The sequence below is a fragment of the Achromobacter xylosoxidans genome, from assembly GCF_002192695.1.
Lineage (GTDB): Bacteria > Pseudomonadota > Gammaproteobacteria > Burkholderiales > Burkholderiaceae_B > Achromobacter > Achromobacter xylosoxidans_C.
Window position 1 is genome coordinate 30,339 of the sequence record NZ_MTLG01000067.1, and the last position, 17,523, is coordinate 47,861.

Consider the following 17,523-nt stretch of genomic DNA (forward strand, 5'->3'; position numbering starts at 1 on the left):
GATATCACGCCTGAAGCAGGAACTCATATGCCTGGTCGAATCCAGTGGTGGCGGGCAGGATCAGATCTACGCGATCCTTCAGCGCCCCGTCCAGCTGATACTTGAGCTGGCGGTCCTCCGGACTATCGGAGAGGCCCTGCTCCACAAGCTGGTTCAGATGCGCAATCTCGTCCCTGTAAGCGTCAATGCGCAGCTGGGCCTCGTATTCTTTGAGTTTTTGCGACGAAACCATGTTCGTCTCGTCCTGGTAGCGCTTGATCACGGGATGGAACATCAGATATTGCAACTCCAGGTGCTTATCGAGGCTGGCGCGCATCTCACCGAATTTGTCGCCGGCCTGCTGTATGACTTCGCGCCTGGCCTGTTCGTACTGAAGGTCCATGGCGTGGATCTGGTACTCGAACTGCTCCATCAGTTCTTGCATCTGCCTGCGCTCCGCGGCGTCAATCTGGTCGAAGCGGCGATACAGTTCCGCCTGCAGTGACTTGAGTTGGCTCTTGCGCGTGCGGTACTCAGACAGGACAGAGATTGCGCCGCTGAATGGAATGCAATCTGTCCAGACAAATGTGTTTTCGGACATGGTTCCGACCGATGTCGCGTACTGAGCAAGCGTGATGTGGCCAATCTCAAGCTTCGCCGCTGCATCAGTGATATCTTTGATCGCGATCTTAGAGCCTACGCCTTGGAAGTGTCCGACAAACGAGCCAATCGCCAGCGAGAACCCGATGGCGAAGACTGCGCCGAGGGCGATGGGGCCGAGCGCTCCCAGGGTTGTCCCAAATACCGTCACCGAAGCCACGTTGGAGGCGATGAACTGCCCCAGGAAGGCCGACGCCGGCGCGGCCAGGCTGGTGGCGCAGGTGACGCCAACGATCTGGATGGTGCTGCCGATGGATGACGAGGCGAATTCGATGCTGTCAATTTCACCCTGGGAGAACTTGTAGAGGTTTTCGCCAAGGGAAATGGCGATAGCCACGGTTGCTGCCGCTACGTTGCCCTTTGTCAGCTGCTGGCCTATGGTGCCGCCCATTGACGATGCGCCGGCCTTGGCGGCGGCTCCGCCCGCAGCTTTCGCCGCCGTTCTTGCCGCCGCTTCCGCTGCGGCATCGGCCATCAGTTGCCCGAGATGCTGGACGCTGGTGACGGCAACAGCGCGGGCTGAGCCTTTCAGAGCGCTGAACACTATGTTCTGAGCAGCTTCCATGCAGCGCTCTTTGGTCATGGGCTCGCTGCTGGTCATGAAGCTGTACAGTTCGCCGGCAGCGGCGGATGATGCGCCGGTCAAGGCACCTGACTGCGCGGCGTTGCGATACTGCATGCGATTGAATTCCGCGCGGACCCGTGCCTGGTCCTTGTAGTCCGGGCCCTCGCCCTTTTTCCTTGCCTCTTTGGCCAGCCCTTCGGCGCTGCCTTTGCCCTTACGGTTCAGGCCTGTGCTTTGGATGTTCTTGCCATCGTTTGATGAGATCCTGCCCGTGGCCTTGTCGGCCGTGTCCTTGTAGCTTTCAGCGACCTCCGGGCGATTGCCCTCAGCCTTGGCCGCGCGCCTGCTGGCCGCACTCTTGACACCCGGGACTTGATCGTCGGGGACCACCTTGCCGACGGCGTCATATCTTTTGGGCGAAAGCGCGGCTGCCGTTGAATCCCCGTCCTTGTAGAACTTCACCTGATAGTCGTGGCTGCCATCAGGGGTGTGCACACGGATATCCGCCACCGGGTCATTGACCTGCCCGACATCGAGCGTGGCCGTGTGGTTCAGTTGCCCCTTTGCGGCGGCTTCGATGTTGAATGAGCCTGCGTGGTGGGCCTCTGCGGTGAAGCCTTGCTGGACATCAATCGATTGCTTGGACAAATCACCACTTTTGGTGGTGATTGAATCCATGATCTTGGTTTTGTAATCTGAGAGCGCACTGGTCAGTGCATCGCCCTGGAGCTGGTTGAATCCGCCTACCGCAAATGAAACACCGAAATCTACGCTTTCCGATTTGTGCCTGGAATCATCTTTTTTTTGAGTTGCCATAAATCGTTGGAAAACTTATTTCTTTTGAAAGAGTGACGTAGATTGGGGGGGTATATCCTCGAAATAATACGTAAATGGTTCGCGTGCGGTGGTTTTAATAACCATCGATTTTCGTGCCATTTCGAGTATTTACACGAAACGGAGAGCGTTCCTGGCTGGCAGCAGCGGAGCGGATTCAACTTCACAGATTTCGGAGCGTCTCCTCGCGATGCCGCGCCGCATTGGCAAGGTCTGCAATTGGCGCCAGCAATTCCCGATCGAAGCTCTCAAGCGCCGCGCCGGCTTGCAATCTTGCGGGCCAATCGGAATGCGTCAGCGCGCCACGCCCGAGCGAAACGAAGTCTGCCTCCTGCCGCGCCATCATCGCGTCGGCCGCCATCGGCTCATGCAGCGATCCGTTGGCCAGCACCGGGACCGGAACGTGCTGCCGCGCCAATGCCGCGAGGCTCAGCCCCTGGTCTCCAAAAGCCGGACGCCAGGCCTCGAACTCGGTCGTATGCAGGTAATCGATGGCCTGCGCGCCCAGCGTCTGGTAGATCCGCGCCGCATCCGTTTCGCCGCCTTCCCACTTGTGGCTGAAGTCATTCACCTTGCCCTGCGAACTGCGCACGCCCACGACATAGCGCTGGCCCGTCGCGCGACGCACGGCGGCTATGACCTCCAAGGTCAGGCGCAGCCGGTTTTCCAGGCTGCCGCCATAGCGGTCTGCGCGCAGATTGGTGTAGCTCGTGAGGAACTGGTCCAGCAGGTAGCCGTTGGCGCCGTGGATCTCGACGTCGTCGAAGCCGGCTTCCTGCGCCCTGCGCGCCGCCTGCGCAAAGCCGTCGATGGCCTGTGCGATGTCCTCGTCCGACATGGCTTCTGGCATCCGGTATGGCCCGTTCCCTCGATAGAACGCCATCTGCTGCCCCTTGGGCTGTACGGCCGATGGCCCCTGCGTCGTGTCGCGATGGGGATTGCCCTGCGACAGCGCGCCCGCGTGCATGAGCTGCGCGATGATGCGGCCGCCGTGCGCATGCACGCGGTCGACCACGGTGCGCCAGGCGTCGCGCTGGGCCTCGTCGGTCAGGCCGGGTTGGAACAGGTAGCCCTGCGCATGCGCCCGGTCGGTGTAGATGCCCTCGGTGATCACCAGGCCGAAGCCGCCGGCCGCGAAGGCTGCGTAGTAATCGGCCAATTGCGGCGTGGCGCGGCCATCTTCCGTGGCGCTGACGCGGGTCATGGGCGCGACGGCGAGACGATTGGCCAGGGTCAGGCCCCTGTCCAGGCGCAGTGGCGTGAACAGTCCGGCCTGGGCAACGCCGTTGGGGCGGTAGTCGAGCGCGTTCATGTCAGCGGCCCTCCTGTGGACGCACGGCGGCGATGGCCTCGATCTCGATCATGGCGGCCGGGTCGTAGAGCGCCTTGATCTCCGCGATCGTGTCGGCCGGGTAGGGGGCCGAGAAGAAGCGGCGGCGCAGCGTCACCACGTCTTCGAAATGTCCCATGTCGGTGACGAAGATGGTGACCTTGATGACGTCCTGCAGGCTGGAGCCGCCGGCTTCGAGCGCGCGGCGCAAGTTCAGGAAGGCTTGTTCGCCCTGGGCCAGAAAACCGCCGGCCACGATCTTGCCGTCATCGCCGGCGCCTGCCTGGCCGGAGATGAACAGCAGGTTGCCGAACTGGATGCCCTGCGACAGCAGGAAGGGTCCGTAGTTGTCGGGCTGGGTGATGACGCGCTGTAGCATGATGCGATTTCCTTCATTTATGGCGAGAGGGTGAATCAGCGTGAAAATTGCTGATCCATGCCGTAAATATAGGAATATGCGCTGATGATGACAAAGGTTCATTTGTCAGCTATAAGATGAGAAAAACTCATTCATGACCATGCAACGTCGATCTCTTCCGCTTTCCGGACTGCGCGTATTCGAAGCCGCCGCGCGCCTGGGCAGTTTCAAGGCCGCCGCCCAGGAACTGGCCGTCACGCCGACCGCCGTCAGCCACCAGATCCGCGCGCTGGAAGCGCAGACCGGCTTGGTGTTGTTTGATCGCCATGTGCGCAGGGTGTCGCTGACCGAGGCGGGCGCGCAGCTCTATCCCGTACTGCGGGATGGCTTCGATGCCTTCGAGGCGGCGCTGGCGCGCCTGACGCAGCAGCGCACGCGGATGCAGGTGACCATCTCCGCGACCAACGCGTTCACGGTGAAATGGCTGGTGCCGCGCATGGCGGATTTCCGCAGCCAGCATCCCGGCATCGATCTGCAGCTGCAGGCCAGCGACGACGTGGTCGACCTGCGATCGGCCGCGGTGGACATCGCGATCCGCTATGGCCGCGGGCCGTATCCGGGCCTGGTCGCGCAGCCGCTGTTCACCGACCGCTTCGCGCCCGTGGCGAATCCGCGGTTGGGCGTGGCATCACCGGACGATCTGGCCGGCGTGCCCTTGATCCGTTTCAACTGGAAGTGGTCCCATCCGGACAATCCGACCTGGGAGCGTTGGTTCGCGGTCGCGCAGCGTTCCTTGCCGCGGCAGGCGGGGCAGCTGCGCTTTTCCGATGAAGGCCATGCCATACAGGCGGCCGTCGCCGGCCATGGCGTGGCGCTGGTCAGCCTGGCCTTGATCGCCGAAGAGCTGGAAGCGGGCCATCTGGTACAGCCCTTCGGCCCGGTGATCGCCGGGCATACCTACCATCTGGCCATGCCCGCTGACCGGCCGCCCTCGGCGCCTGTCCAGGCCGTGGCGCAATGGTTGAGCATGCAGGCGGCGGCGCACGAGCCGGGTCGCAAGAAAGCGTAGGCGGGCTGATCGGGAGCCTGGTTCGCGGTCGTCAGCCAGCCGCTTTTGCAAGCACTTCCATGGCGGCCGCCTTGGCGCGGCCGAACTCCGCATGGTCGTCCATCGACGCGGCAACGTTGGCGTATGCCTGGTAGGCCAGCAGCTCCATGACCAGTTTCGCCTCGTCGGCGTCGGCTGCGATTTGTCCCTGCGCCCGAGCCTCGCGGATCAATTCGTAGAGGCGTGCGCGTCCTGCTTCGCGGTATTGCTGGATGGCGTCGCGCAAGGGGCCGGGACGCGCACGATACTCGCTGCTTACCGCAGTGATGACGCAGCCGCCCGGAAGCTGGCGGGTCTCCACGAAGTCGAACCAGCCGGTCATCAGGGCGCGTAGCCGCGGCAGCGGCGTGCGCTTGCGCATGGCGGGTTCAACGACCTGGGTTTGGTACAGGGCGATCGCATGGGCCAAGGCTGCCAATTGCAGGTTTTCCTTGTCACCGAACAGGACCTGGAGATTGCTTTTCCCCACTTCAGCCATATCGGCCACCTGGCCGAAGGTCAGGCCGCCCAATCCTTCGACCGAGAGCAGCTTTACGGCTTCGTCCAGCACGCGGGCGCGCGCGCGCTCGCCGCGCAAGCGGCGGCCATCGGTTGGGGGAGAGGGGGGCAACGGGTTCATCGGACCTTGCTTTTCTGCTTGCACGGGTTTCATTCTTTCACGATACTATAAATACGATCGTATATATATAAATGTAAAGAATGAACCCTGAATTTGCGCTGCAAGCTGAAAAGAACCGCCCCTGGCGCGCCCTCGCTGTGCTGTTGACGGGCAACTTCGTGACGATCCTGGATCTCTTCATCGTCAATGTCGCCTTGCCCAGCATCCAGAGCGGCTTGTCGGCGTCCGATACCGATTTGCAGCTGATCGTGGTGGCTTACGCATTGGCTTATGGCTTATGTCTGATCAATGGCGCGCGGTTGGGCGATCTGTTCGGGCGGCGGCGCTTGTTCCTGGCCGGCATGGGGCTGTTCACCGTGGCTTCGGCGCTATGCGGGCTGGCGGTCACGCCGTGGCAGCTCATCCTGGCGCGCGCCCTGCAAGGCGTGGGGGCGGGCGTGCTGATGCCGCAGGTGCTGGCTTCGATAAGAGTGGTGTTCGAGGGCGAGGCGCGCAGGCGCGCGTTCGGCATCATGGGCGCGGTGCAGGGCGTGGCCGCAAGCATCTCGCAGCTGCTGGGCGGCATGCTCATCACGCTGAATCCGCTGGACTTGGGGTGGCGGCTGGTGTTTCTCATCAACGTGCCGATAGGCATTGCCGCATTGCTCGCGGGGCGGCAGGCGCTTCCCGAATGGCGCGCGCCGGTTCCGACGCGGGTGGACCTGCGCGGCGCGCTTGCGGGCGCTGCCGGGCTGGCCCTGATCCTGGTGCCTGTGATGGAGGGACGAGAGCATGGCTGGCCCTGGTGGTCGCTTGCCGGGCCTGTGTTGGCATTGGGCGTGCTGGCGTACTTCGTCCGTTATGAGAAAACGCTGGCCCGGCGCGGCGGCGTGCCTGTGCTGGATATGGCGCTGTTTGCCAACCGGCCATTCGTGGCCGGCATAGGCGCGGTGTTTTTCTTTTTTTCGGCCATCAGTTCGTTCTTCTTCGCGTTGACGCTGCTGTTGCAGTTCGGGCTCGGATTCGCGCCATTGGCGGCGGGCGCCGTGTTCACGCCCTCGGCGCTGGCATTCTTTGGTGCGTCGCTTGCCGGTCCGAAACTGGCCGCCCGCTACGGACGCGGGGCGCTGCTGTCCGGTGTGCTGGTCTTCATTGCGGGCCTGGCGCTGTCCGCGGTTACCGCCGCGACGCAGCCCCAGAACCTGGCGCTGCTGGTGGTATCGCTGGTGCTGAATGGCGCGGGGCAAGGGCTGGTGATCCCGCTGGCATTCAACGCCATTCTTGGTTCGGTGCGGGAGGAACAGGCCGGCATGGCTTCCGGCATGCTCAGCACCTTGCAAGTCGTCGGGACTTCCGCGGGCGTGGCGGTGGTGGGCGGCGTCATCTTCACGATGCTCGAGGGCGCGGGGAGCTTGTCCGCCAGCGATGGCGCGTCGATCTATGGGCAGGCGTTGGCGACGGCCATGCTCTACAACATTGCCGCCGCGCTGCTCAGCCTCGTCTTTTTCAGGCTGGCGACGCGCCGATAGGCGCCACAAATCCGTCCCAACATTCCCGGGTGAATTCATACAACGCATCCTGTGCCGTCAACGGCGTGCGCCCCGCCAGCCGGGCCAGCGCATAGTGCCCCTGGCGCTGCGGGTCGGACGGGATCGGTACTTCGACCAGCAGCCCGGCTTCCTGCTGTATGCGCGTGACGCAGATCACGCCCAGCAGCAAGGCGTCCGTGCGCAGCGCCAATTCCACCAGCGCGTCCAGATTCTCGCAGCGGTGCGTGACCATCTGTTCCGGCGCGCCGCCCGGCCCCAAGGTTTCCGCGAGCCGCAGCGAGACCTCCGGACTGAGGGTGCTGGACGCCACGGGGTACTGGCGGACCTGTTCGATGCCTGGCCGTTTGTGGGCGAGGATGGGATGGCCCTTGCGGCACATCAGGCCCGCGCGCAGCGGGGGCAGGGCGCGGGTTTCCAGGTCGGCCGCGTCATACAGCATGCGGGCGTCGCAGACCATGGCGTCGATGCGTTCGTCGCGCAGCATTTCCAGCAAGGCGGCGGTGGCGCCCAGTTCGACGCCCACGCGCACCTGGGGATGGCGCTCGGCCATGTGGGCCAGGAAGGGCGACAGCAGCAGGGATGCGGGCGCCGGGCTCAGCCCGATGGACAGCGCGCCCGATTCGCCGCTGTGCAGCGTTTTCAGTTCGCGCTGCAGCTCGGTTTCCTCGAAGCGCATGCGGCGCGCGCGTTCGGCCACGCAGGCGCCGTAGGGCGTGAGGCGCACGCGGCGGGTGCCGCGGTCCAGCAGGGGCAGGCCCAGTTCGGCTTCGAGCGCCTGGATGCTGCGGCTGAGCGCCGGTTGCGACAGGTTGACCGCCTCTGCGGCGCGGGAGTAAGTGCCGTGTTCGACCACCGCCAGCAAATGCTTGAGTTTCTGAAAATCCATGTTCAGGCCGCATAAATACTATGAAATAAATGCATTGGAATTATAGATAGGCTGTTCGTATCATGGTCCGCAGACGGCGCCCGCAGAGGCGCCGCACACCGTGTCCGGGACTCGCACCGCGGCGCGGCTCGTCAAATACGGAGACAGATTCGAATGAAGCAGCACTTGTTGTCGGCCGCCATCCTGGCGGCCTGCGCGGCCATGGGCGCGCAAGCCCAGGCCCAGGAAGTCCAGCAGAACGCCCAGAAGCAGCCGGAGGCCGCGATGCGCCCGGCGGGCGCGGCCAGCGGCCAGGTCACGATACGGCGCGACGGCTATGGCATGCCGCATGTGTACGCCAACACCGTGTACGGCATTTTCTACGGCTACGGCTACGCGGTGGCGCAGGACCGATTGTTCCAGATGGAGATGGCGCGGCGCAGTACCCAGGGCCGGGTGGCCGAGGTGCTGGGCCAGCCCATGGTGGCGTTCGACAAATCCATCCGCGGCAATTTTTCGCCCGAGCGCATCCAGCGCCAGCTGGCCGCGCTGCCGGCATCCGAGCGCCAAATCCTGGACGGCTACGCGGCCGGCATGAACGCCTGGATCGCGCGGGTACGCGCCGAGCCCGGCAGCCTGATGCCCAAGGAATTCAACGACCTGCGCTTCCAGCCAGCAGACTGGACAGCCTATGACGTGGCGATGGTGTTCGTGGGCACCATGGCCAACCGTTTTTCCGATGCCAATAGCGAGATCGACAACTTGGCGCTGCTGACGGCGCTGAAGGACCGGCACGGCGACGAGCGCGCCATGCAGATCTTCAACCAATTGCGCTGGATGACCGACAGCCGCGCGCCCACCACGGTACCCGAGGAAGAAGGCGTGTACCGGCCCGATGGCGCCCGGCCGCCCGCCAAGCTGTCCTATGCGCTGCCGCGCTACGACGGCACGCCGCCCATGCTTGAGCGCGTGGCGCGGGATCCGCAGACGCGCGGCGTGCTGGACGAGGCGCCCGCTGCCGTGCCGGCGCGGCTGCTGGCGCAGTTCGCGGAATCGGGGCAACCGGGCATCGCCGGTTTTCCGACCACCAGCAATATGTGGATCGTGGGCCGCGACCACGCCAAGGACGCCCGTTCCATCCTGTTGAACGGACCGCAGTTCGGCTGGTGGAATCCTGCCTACACCTACGGCATCGGCCTGCACGGCGCGGGCTTCGACGTGGTGGGCAACACGCCGTTCGCCTATCCCAGCATCCTGTTCGGACACAATGCGCACGTGACCTGGGGCTCGACCGCGGGCTTTGGCGACGACGTGGACATCTACGCCGAAAAGCTCGACCCGAACGACCGCACCCGCTATTTCCACGACGGCGTCTGGAAGACGATGGAAAAGCGCACCGAGCTCATCGAGGTCAAGAATGGGCAGCCGGTGGTGATGGACGTGTACCGCACGGTGCACGGCATCGTCACCAAGTTCGACGACAAGCAGCACGTGGCCTATGCCAAGGCGCGGGCCTGGGAAGGCTTTGAACTGCAATCGCTGATGGCCTGGACCCACAAGGCGCAGTCGCGCAACTGGGACCAGTGGAAGCAGCAGGCGGCGCGCCACGCGCTGACCATCAACTGGTATTACGCCGACGACAAGGGCAACATCGGCTACGCGCATACGGGCTTCTATCCCAAGCGCCGTCCGGGCCACGATCCGCGCCTGCCCGTGCCGGGCACGGGCGAGATGGACTGGGACGGCATGCTGCCGTTCTCGTCCAACCCGCAGGTCTACAACCCGCGCCAGGGCTTCATCGCCAACTGGAACAACCAGCCCATGCGCGGCTATCCGTCCACCGACCTGTTCGCCATCGTGTGGGGCCAGGCGGACCGCTATGCCGAGATCGAGACCCGCCTGAAGGCGATGACGGCCAATGGCGGCAAGGTCAGCGCGCAGCAGATGTGGGACCTGATCCGCACCACCAGCTATGCCGACGTGAACCGCCGCCACTTCCTGCCGTTCCTGCAGCAGGCGGTGCAGGGGCTGCCGGCCGGCGATGCGCGCGCGCAGCTGGTCGCGGGGCTGGCGTCCTGGGACGGCATGGGTACGAGCGACAAGCAGGCGGGCTATTACGACAACGCGGGGCCTGCGGTGATGGACGCCTGGCTGCGGGCCATGCTCAAGCGCACGCTGGCCGATGAGATGCCCGCGGACTTCTTCAAGTGGTACAGCGCCACCGGCTATCCGACGCAGGCGGCGCCGGCCACGGGTTCGGTCAACCTGACGGTGGGGGTGAAGGCGTTGTTCAACGCGCTGGCCGGCCGCGATTCAGGCGTGCCGCAGAAGTACGACTTCTTCAACGGCCAGCGGCCGCAGGACGTGAGCCTGGCCGCGCTGGACGATGCGCTGGCAGTCTTGCAGAAGGCCTACGGCCAGGATCCCGCGGGCTGGCGCATCCCCGCGCCGCCCATGGTGTTCGCGCCCAAGAACTTCCTGGGCGTGCCCCAGGCGGACGACAAGGCGGTGCTGAGCTTCCCAGCCACGCAGAACCGCGGCACCGAGAACAATATGACGGTGTTCGACGGCCGCGGCGTGCGCGCGGTGGACGTGGTGGCGCCGGGGCAGAGCGGCTTTGTCGCCCCGGATGGCACGCCATCGGCCCACACCCGCGACCAGTTCGACCTGTACACCGGCTTCGGCAGCAAGCGGGTCTGGTTCACGGATGCGGAAGTGCGCGCCAACGCTAAGTCGGTAGAGACGTTGCGCTATTGACGGCGTAGCCGCCCTGGTGGCTGGCCAGGCGCGCATAGACCCCTTGCCGCTTGAGCAATTGGTCGTGCGTGCCGGCCTCCGCCAGCGTGCCGCGCTCCAGCACCAGGATCAGGTCGGCATCGCGTATCGTCGACAGGCGGTGCGCGATGACCAGGGTGGTGCGATGGCGCATCAGCACGTCCAGCGCGCCGCGCACCTGCATTTCCGACAGCGTGTCCAGGTGCGAGGTGGCTTCGTCCAGGATCAGGACTGGCGCGTTCTTCAGGAAGGCGCGGGCGATCGAGATGCGCTGGCGCTGGCCGCCCGACAGCTGCATGCCGCGTTCGCCCACGCGCGTCGCCAGGCCCTCTGGCAGCGCGTGCACGAAGTCCGCCAGCGCGGCTTGCTCCAGCGCGCGCGCCAGGTCCGCGGGGCTGGCCTCGGGCCGGGCCAGCCGGATATTGCCTTCCAGCGTGTCGTTGAACAGGTAGGTGTCCTGCGTCACCAGCGCCACCCGTTCGCGCAGGCCGTCCAGCTGCAGTTGGCGCAGGTCCACGCCATCGAGCTTGACCTGTCCCGCGCGTGGATCCCAGAAGCGCAGCAGCAGACTGGCGACCGTGCTCTTGCCCGCGCCGGACGCGCCCACCACGGCCACGGTGGCGCCGGCCGGCACCTTGAAGCTCAGGTCGCGCAAGGTGTCCGTGCTTTTGCCGGGATAGGCGAAGCTGACGTGGTCGAAGGCCAGCGACAGACCGTGGGCGGAGACGGGCGCCGCCAGCGGCCCGTCGGTCACGGGCTCGGGTTCGTTGGAGACCACGTGCAGGCGGCGGGTGGCGGCGATGGTGTCGGCCAGTTGCCGGCTGACCTGCGAGATCTCGGACACGGGCAGGAAAGTGGCCAGGGCGATCAGCACCAGCAGGGGCAGCATGCCGGCCGACAGCGCGCCGGCCGATACCTGCAGCGCGCCCACGACCGCCACGGCCACGCCGCCCAGGCCCATCGCGATTTCAAAGCCCGCGGTCTGCCGGGACAGGTCATCCATGATGTCCAGTCGGCGGGTCCGGTAATGGTCGGCCACGCGCAGGAATTCATCGCGCCGGCGGCCGGTGGCCTGGAAGGCGGTCAGGTCGGCCAGGCCCTGGATGGTGTCGGTGGTGTGGGCGCTCATCTCGCCCAGCGCCTCGCGCGCCTTGTCGCCCAGCGCGTCGACCTTGCGGCGCCCGCGCACCGGCGACACCAGCGCGTAGGCCAGGAAGGGCAGCAGCGCCAGCGCCACCGGCCAGCTGTAGATGCCCAGGAAACCCAGCACGGATAGCGGCACCAGCACCGAGACGATGGCGGGGGCGATGGTGTGGGCGTAGAAGTACTCCACCATTTCCACGTCCTGGGTGGCCAGGGCCACCAGGTCGCCGGAGCGGCGCTGCAACAGGTAGGCCGGGGCCAGGCGCTCCAGCTTGTCGTAGAGCTTGACCCGCATGTCGGCCAGCAGCTGGTACGCCATGGCGTGGGCCAGCCAGGATTCCAGCCAGTGGAACAGCGCGGCCAGCGGCGCAGCGACCAGCAGGCCGGCGATCAGGGCCGAGTAGTCGCGGCCGTCGCGGATGGCGGCGACGATCAGCGCGCTGAACACGCCCACGCCGATGTAGGCCGCGACCCGCGCCACGCCCAGCAGGATCGTGGCGGTCAGCGTGCCGCGCCACGGCCGCACCACCGAAAGCAGGGTGCCGAGCGTGGCGCGCCAGCCGACCTGGACCGCATCCGCATCCAGCGAGCGCAGGGCAGGGCCTTGTCCGCCGGATTCCTGGCCGGAGGCCTCGCGGTCGGTGGTCTGCGCAGGGGCGGCGGTGGCCGGGGCGGCGGATCCCGCCGATGGATTGCGGTGCGCGGCCGCCTGTTCGTGCATCAGGCGGTAGTACAGGCCGCCTTGCCGCATCAGTTCGGCATGCGGCCCTTCCTCCGCGACGCGGCCCTGGTCCAGCACCAGGCAGCGGTCGGCGCCGATGACGCTGGCCAGGCGATGCGCCAGGATCAAGGTTGTGCGGCCGGCCATCAGGCGGTCCAGCGCCTGCTGGATCAGCGCTTCGTTTTCGGTGTCCACCGACGACAGCGCCTCGTCCAGGATCAGGATGGGCGCGTCGCGCAGCAGGGCGCGGGCGATCGCCACGCGCTGGCGCTGGCCGCCGGACAGCTGCAGGCCGCGCTCGCCGATGCGGGTGGCGTAGCCCTCGGGCAGCGCCATGATGAAGTCGTCGATATTGGCGGCGCGGGCGGCGGCGCGCACCTGTTCGTGGGTGGCGTCGGGGCGGCCCAGCCGCAGGTTGTCGTCGATAGTGCCGTGGAACAGCGTGATGTCCTGGCTGACCAGCGCGATGTGCGACAGCAGCGCCTCGGTGTCCAGTTCGTTCACGTCATGGCCGCCGATGCGGATGCGGCCGGACTGGGGCACGCATTCGCGCAGCAGCAGGCGCACGATGGTGGACTTGCCGGCGCCGCTGGGGCCGACCACGCCGACGCGTTCGCCCGCCGCGATCCGGAAGCTCAAGCCCTGGTGGGCGCGGCGCTCGGGCGTGTAGGAAAACGCCACGTTGTCGAATTCGATGGTCGGCGCGAGCCGGCCGGGCGCCTTGCCGCCCGCCGCGGGGGCAGGCGTCAGCGGCTGGGCGTCCGTCAGCGCATGGATGCTGGCGGCGGCCGACTGGCCGAGCATGCCCCGGTGCAGCACCGAACGCAGGTCGCGCAGCGGACGGAAGATCTCGGTGCCGGCCATCAGCACGATCAGCAGGGCTTCCACGCTCATGTCGCCGTGGGCCACGCGCCAGGCGCCCAGCGTGAGCGCCAGCGCCGCGCCCAGGGCCACGCCCAGGTCGCTGATGCCGCGCGTCAAGAGGCTGACCGACAGCACCCAGAAGGTGTTGTCAGACAGGCTGCGGGCGCGGGCGGCCAGCCGCTGGCCCCAGGCCTTGCCCTGGCCATAGGACTTCAGCGTGGGCAGGCCCTGCACGGCATCCAGGAAGTCCTCGCCGAAATCGTTCAGGGACTTGCTGCGGGCCAGGCTGGCGCGGCGGTCCAGCATGTGCACCGCCATGGGGCCGAACAGCGCGAACAGCGCGGCCGCCAGGAACACCAGCGCGGTGGGCACGTCCCAGAACGCGATCACGGCGAAGATGGCGAAGGGCGCGGCGGCGGCGATCGCGACTTGCGGCAGGTACTGGCCGAAGAAAGCCTGCAGCTGCTCGACCCCGTCCACCACGGTCAGCATCACGCCGCCCGTGCGCTGGTTGGCGAACCAGGCCGGGCCCAGGGTCACGATGCGGTCATAGAGCCGGGCGCGCAGCGCGTGCTGCACGGTGGCGGCGCAGCGGTTGGCCTGCACGGTGCGCCAGTGGTCGAGGAAGGCGCGCAGCAGCACCATGGCGGCGGCGCACAGCGCGGGCGCAAGCCAGTCCTGAGGCGGCGCGCCGTCGAACACGCGGGCCAGCAGCTGGCCCAGGAACACGTAGCGGGCGATGCCGGCGGCCAGGGCCAGCAGGCCCAGGAATATGCCGCCCGCCATGCCGGCGCGAAGGCCCGCCGTCAACTGCCATAGGCGCGAATCGAAATACATAGCAAACTCCTTTCAGTGCTTGCATGGTCACTGATCGCGCGTCCCGGCGAAAGCGATAGTTTTTCAATCTTGGGTTGAGCTAGACTTGACCCATGGCCGATCTACCCAACCACACGCCGCCTCTGGCGGCCTTGCGCGCCTTCGAGGCCGTCGCCCGCCTGGGCAGCCTGAGCCGCGCCGCCGCCGAACTCCATGTCACCAAGAGCGCCGTCAGCCATCAGTTGCGGGCGCTGGAGGCCGACTTGGGCGTGGCGCTGCTGCGCCGCGGCGGCACGGTGCGGCGCGCCGAAACCACCGCGGCGGGCGCGGACCTGCTGGCGTCGGTGCAACAGGCCTTGACCCTGCTGGAGACCGCCTGCCGCAACGTGCGGGCCTCGGCCCGCGGCAAACGGCGCGATACGCTGAACGTTTCCGCCAATCCGTCGCTGGCCGCCATGTGGCTGGCCCCGCGCATCGGGCGCTTCATCGAGCTGCATCCCGGCATCGACATCCAGGTGTACCTGCACGCCAGCCAGGACCCGGCGTGGAAAAGCCAGGACATCGACCTGGCGTTCCTGCATGTGCGCGCCATGGGGCCGCATATCGCGGAACCTGGCGACATCCCGCTCATGACCGAGACCGTGGTGCCGGTTTGCAGCCCGTCGCTGGTCGATCCGGCCGAGCGCGGCGATCCTGGCGTCTTCCTGCGCCACCGCTGGCTGGAGGAAAAGCACGTGGACAGCCCCGAGACCGACTGGCGCACCTGGAGCCCGCGCCTGGGCCTGGCCGAATCCGACTGGCAGGAGCCCATGGTGCTGAGCGGCCTGAGCACGGTCGCGGCCGCCGCGGCCGCCGGGGTTGGTATCGCCCTGGGACGCGCGCCGCTGATCGACGAGGAACTCGCCAGCGGCCGGCTGGTGCCCCTGGTGCCGCATCTGCGCATGCCGGGCTCCTGGGGCTACGTGATGCGGATGCAGCCCAACCGGCCCATGGATGCGGCCTTGCCGACGCTGGTGGAGTTCCTGGCCGAAGAGGGACGCAGCACCGGCGCCTGGCAGAACCTGGCGGACACGGGCCGTTGAGGCCGCGCCCGCGCTTCAGTCCGCGCCGCTTCTGCCGCGCGGCGGGGAGCTGATGGTGACCGCCGACGTGACGATCAGCTCCATCAGGATATTGCGCGCCAGGTTCTCGGCGTAGTCGTTGCGCGCCTCGGCCGTGGCGATGGCGCGCTCCACCGAGCCTTCGACGATGGCGTTGATCTGCTGGATGTGCAGCTCGCAGATCTGCACCAGGTCCGGATGGCGCTTCTGGTGGAAGTACAGGAAGCGCCGCGCCAGCGTCTGCAGCATGGCGTGGAACTCGGCCGCGTAGCTGTTGCGCGAGGCGGCGCCGATCTGGCTGGTCAGGCTGAAATGCAGGCGCATGTACATGCGCATGTCGTTGACGGCCTTCAGGTCTTCGAGTTCGCGGGCCAGGCGCGCCAGTTCGGCGCGCTCGCCGTCGTCGGCCCACTGCGCCGCCTGCGCCACGATCAGCCGTTCGATTTCGCGCCGCGCCTGGATGATCTTCAACTGGCCCTGGTAGTCGATCTCGGAGATGAAGATGCCCTGGCGCGGGGCGATTTCCACCAGGCGCTGGAACGCCAGTTTCTGCAGCGCGTCGCGCACCGGCGAGCGGCCGATGCCGACGCGTTCGCTCAGGGTGGTTTCCGACCACTGGCTGCCGGGCGGCAGTTCGCCCGTGACGATCATTTCCTCCAGGGCGCAATAGGCCTTTTCGGTCTGGCTGACAGCCGTGCGGCCAAAGAGGGGGGAGGACTGGGTCATGGAGTCGGAAGCGCGCGTTGTTGGAGTTCGCGTTTTAACACTTTGCCGGTGCTGTTCTTGGGCAGCTCCTCCAGAAAGACGTAGCGCTTGGGGCGCTTGAAGCGCGCGATGGATGCCAGGCAGAGCCGGTCCAGGTCCTGTTCCGAGGCCCGGGCGCCGGGCTTGAGCACCACGAAGGCCAGCACAGATTCGCCCCATTCGGGGTCGGGGCTGCCGACCACCGAGACTTCCTGCACGGCGTCGTGGCGCATCAGCGCCTCTTCCACTTCGCGCGGATAGATGTTGGTGCCGCCGCTGATGATGACGTCCTTGGATCGGTCCTTCAGGTGCAGCAGGCCGCGCTCGTCCAGGATGCCGATATCGCCCGTATGGAGCCAGCCGCCGGCCAGCGTGTCGGCGGTGGCGCGCGGATTGTTCCAGTAGCCTTGCATCACCGTCGGTCCGCTGACGACGACTTCGCCCAATTCGCCAGGGGCTGCCCGCTGGCCGGAGGCCTCGCGGATTTCGACGTCCATGGCCGACTGGATGTAGCCCACCGAACCCAGCAGCGCGTCATCGTCGCGGGCCACGGCGTCGGCGATCTGGGCCGCGGACAGGGCCGAGATCGACATGGGGCTTTCACCCTGTCCATAGATCTGCGCCACGCGCGCGCCGTAGCAGGCCACTGCGTCCTTGATGTCTTCGATGTAGAACGGCGCGCCGCCCACGACCAGCGTGCGCAGGCCGGGCGGCGGGCCGCCCGCCTGGCGGGCGTGGCGCACCATGCGCTGCACGATGGTGGGCGAGGCGAACAGGCTGACGTTGCGGTAGTGCGTCAGCAGCCCGGACAGTTCTTCTTCGTCCAGGCCGCCGCTGTCGGGCACGATCTGCAAGGCGCCGTGCAGCCAGTACGGAATGCTGTAGAGGCCGCCGCCGTGCGACAGCGGCGCCACGTGGACCATGGCGTCGCCGGGCTGCACCGACTGCACGTCGGCATAGAAGTTCAGGCACATGCCGACCAGGTTGGCGTGGCTGAGCATGACGCCCTTGGGCTTGCCGGTGGTGCCGCTGGTATAGAACAGCCAGGCCAGGTCCTGCGGCGGACGCGCTTCCAGGGCCAAGGGCAGTCCCCGCGCGCCGGCCGCGTAGTCGGCCGATTCCACGTCCACCACGCGCGTCGCTGGCAGGCTGCGGGCGACGGGCGCCAGCGCCTGCAGCAATTCGCCCTGCGACAGGCACAGGCGCGCATCGCTGTCGCGCAGGATGTATTCGAGTTCGTTGGGATGCAGCTTAGCGTTGACCGGCACGGCGCAAAGGCCAGCATGCCAGATGGCGAGCATCGATTCGATGTAGCTGGGGTGGTTGCGCAGCGCCAGCATGACGCGCTGGCCGGGCAAAAGGCCCAGCGGGCCACGCAGCCAGCCGGCCAGCGCCTGCACCCGCGCCTGGAGCTGGGCGTAGCTGAGGGGATCGCGGGTGCCGGCGGCCAGCGCGGGCTGATCGGCGTAAATCGTGGCGCTGCGGTGAAAGAGAGAGCTGAGATGCATGGCGG

Annotated in this window: 11 protein-coding genes and 1 pseudogene; 4 read left to right on the forward strand and 8 right to left on the reverse strand. The window is 66.7% G+C overall.

The genetic code is table 11. The features are described 5' to 3' along the window. Window positions 1-4: 4 nt before the first annotated feature. The 3 genes from BRO63_RS11675 to BRO63_RS11685 all read right to left on the reverse strand — a co-directional run bounded on the left by BRO63_RS11675 (window position 5) and on the right by BRO63_RS11685 (window position 3,747). Window positions 5-2,020: a hypothetical protein gene (locus BRO63_RS11675; protein WP_088139959.1), complete on the reverse strand. Its 2,016-nt coding sequence runs from the start codon at window positions 2,018-2,020 to the stop codon at window positions 5-7. Between the two features lie 181 nt (window positions 2,021-2,201). Continuing rightward, complete coding sequence (locus tag BRO63_RS11680; RefSeq protein ID WP_088139960.1) at window positions 2,202-3,350, reverse strand: NADH:flavin oxidoreductase; 1,149 nt, start codon at window positions 3,348-3,350, stop codon at window positions 2,202-2,204. Window position 3,351: 1 nt separating this feature from the next. Further along, window positions 3,352-3,747 (reverse strand): RidA family protein, encoded by a 396-nt coding sequence (locus BRO63_RS11685; RefSeq protein WP_088139961.1) that lies wholly within the window; start codon window positions 3,745-3,747, stop codon window positions 3,352-3,354. 139 nt (window positions 3,748-3,886) lie between these two features. On the opposite strand from BRO63_RS11685, the gene BRO63_RS11690 reads away from it, so the two are divergent. Beyond that, window positions 3,887-4,795, forward strand: a complete 909-nt coding sequence (locus tag BRO63_RS11690) for a LysR substrate-binding domain-containing protein (RefSeq protein ID WP_088140099.1) — start codon at window positions 3,887-3,889, stop codon at window positions 4,793-4,795. A gap of 31 nt (window positions 4,796-4,826) precedes the next feature. On the opposite strand, the pseudogene BRO63_RS11695 reads toward BRO63_RS11690, so the two are convergent. Continuing rightward, a pseudogene (locus BRO63_RS11695) lies at window positions 4,827-5,518 on the reverse strand (TetR/AcrR family transcriptional regulator). 15 nt (window positions 5,519-5,533) lie between these two features. Here BRO63_RS11695 and BRO63_RS11700 point away from each other — a divergent pair. Next, window positions 5,534-6,961: an MFS transporter gene (locus BRO63_RS11700; protein WP_088139962.1), complete on the forward strand. Its 1,428-nt coding sequence runs from the start codon at window positions 5,534-5,536 to the stop codon at window positions 6,959-6,961. On the opposite strand, the gene BRO63_RS11705 is transcribed toward BRO63_RS11700, so the two are convergent. Further along, entirely contained in the window at window positions 6,939-7,868 is a 930-nt protein-coding gene (locus BRO63_RS11705) for a LysR family transcriptional regulator (protein ID WP_088139963.1), read from the reverse strand. The genes BRO63_RS11700 and BRO63_RS11705 overlap by 23 nt on opposite strands. Before the next feature lie 153 nt (window positions 7,869-8,021). On the opposite strand from BRO63_RS11705, the gene BRO63_RS11710 reads away from it, so the two are divergent. After that, a complete protein-coding gene (locus BRO63_RS11710; protein WP_088139964.1) occupies window positions 8,022-10,604 on the forward strand; it encodes a penicillin G acylase in 2,583 nt (860 codons plus the stop codon). On the opposite strand, the gene BRO63_RS11715 is transcribed toward BRO63_RS11710, so the two are convergent. Beyond that, complete coding sequence (locus BRO63_RS11715; protein ID WP_088139965.1) at window positions 10,576-14,187, reverse strand: ABC transporter ATP-binding protein/permease; 3,612 nt, start codon at window positions 14,185-14,187, stop codon at window positions 10,576-10,578. The two genes, BRO63_RS11710 and BRO63_RS11715, sit on opposite strands and share 29 nt — an antisense overlap. Window positions 14,188-14,279: 92 nt before the next feature. On the opposite strand from BRO63_RS11715, the gene BRO63_RS11720 reads away from it, so the two are divergent. Then, window positions 14,280-15,248: a LysR substrate-binding domain-containing protein gene (locus BRO63_RS11720; protein WP_088139966.1), complete on the forward strand. Its 969-nt coding sequence runs from the start codon at window positions 14,280-14,282 to the stop codon at window positions 15,246-15,248. A 15-nt stretch (window positions 15,249-15,263) separates the two neighbouring features. Here the strand turns inward: BRO63_RS11720 and BRO63_RS11725 are convergent, their stop codons facing one another. Beyond that, on the reverse strand, window positions 15,264-15,992 hold the full coding sequence (locus BRO63_RS11725; RefSeq protein WP_088139967.1) for a GntR family transcriptional regulator: 729 nt from the start codon (window positions 15,990-15,992) through the stop codon (window positions 15,264-15,266). Then, a complete protein-coding gene (locus BRO63_RS11730) occupies window positions 15,989-17,518 on the reverse strand; it encodes an AMP-binding protein (RefSeq protein ID WP_088139968.1) in 1,530 nt (509 codons plus the stop codon). The genes BRO63_RS11725 and BRO63_RS11730 overlap by 4 nt, the downstream gene beginning before the upstream one ends. Between the last annotated feature and the right edge of the window lie 5 nt (window positions 17,519-17,523).

Coding starts and splice junctions, on each gene's coding strand:
- BRO63_RS11705 (WP_088139963.1), bottom strand. CDS start 7,868: ATGGATTTTCAGAAACTCAAGCATTTGCTGGCGGTGGTCGAACACGGC.
- BRO63_RS11690 (WP_088140099.1), top strand. CDS start 3,887: ATGCAACGTCGATCTCTTCCGCTTTCCGGACTGCGCGTATTCGAAGCC.
- BRO63_RS11730 (WP_088139968.1), bottom strand. CDS start 17,518: ATGCATCTCAGCTCTCTCTTTCACCGCAGCGCCACGATTTACGCCGAT.
- BRO63_RS11680 (WP_088139960.1), bottom strand. CDS start 3,350: ATGAACGCGCTCGACTACCGCCCCAACGGCGTTGCCCAGGCCGGACTG.
- BRO63_RS11685 (WP_088139961.1), bottom strand. CDS start 3,747: ATGCTACAGCGCGTCATCACCCAGCCCGACAACTACGGACCCTTCCTG.
- BRO63_RS11700 (WP_088139962.1), top strand. CDS start 5,534: ATGAACCCTGAATTTGCGCTGCAAGCTGAAAAGAACCGCCCCTGGCGC.
- BRO63_RS11715 (WP_088139965.1), bottom strand. CDS start 14,187: ATGTATTTCGATTCGCGCCTATGGCAGTTGACGGCGGGCCTTCGCGCC.
- BRO63_RS11675 (WP_088139959.1), bottom strand. CDS start 2,020: ATGGCAACTCAAAAAAAAGATGATTCCAGGCACAAATCGGAAAGCGTA.
- BRO63_RS11710 (WP_088139964.1), top strand. CDS start 8,022: ATGAAGCAGCACTTGTTGTCGGCCGCCATCCTGGCGGCCTGCGCGGCC.
- BRO63_RS11725 (WP_088139967.1), bottom strand. CDS start 15,992: ATGACCCAGTCCTCCCCCCTCTTTGGCCGCACGGCTGTCAGCCAGACC.
- BRO63_RS11720 (WP_088139966.1), top strand. CDS start 14,280: ATGGCCGATCTACCCAACCACACGCCGCCTCTGGCGGCCTTGCGCGCC.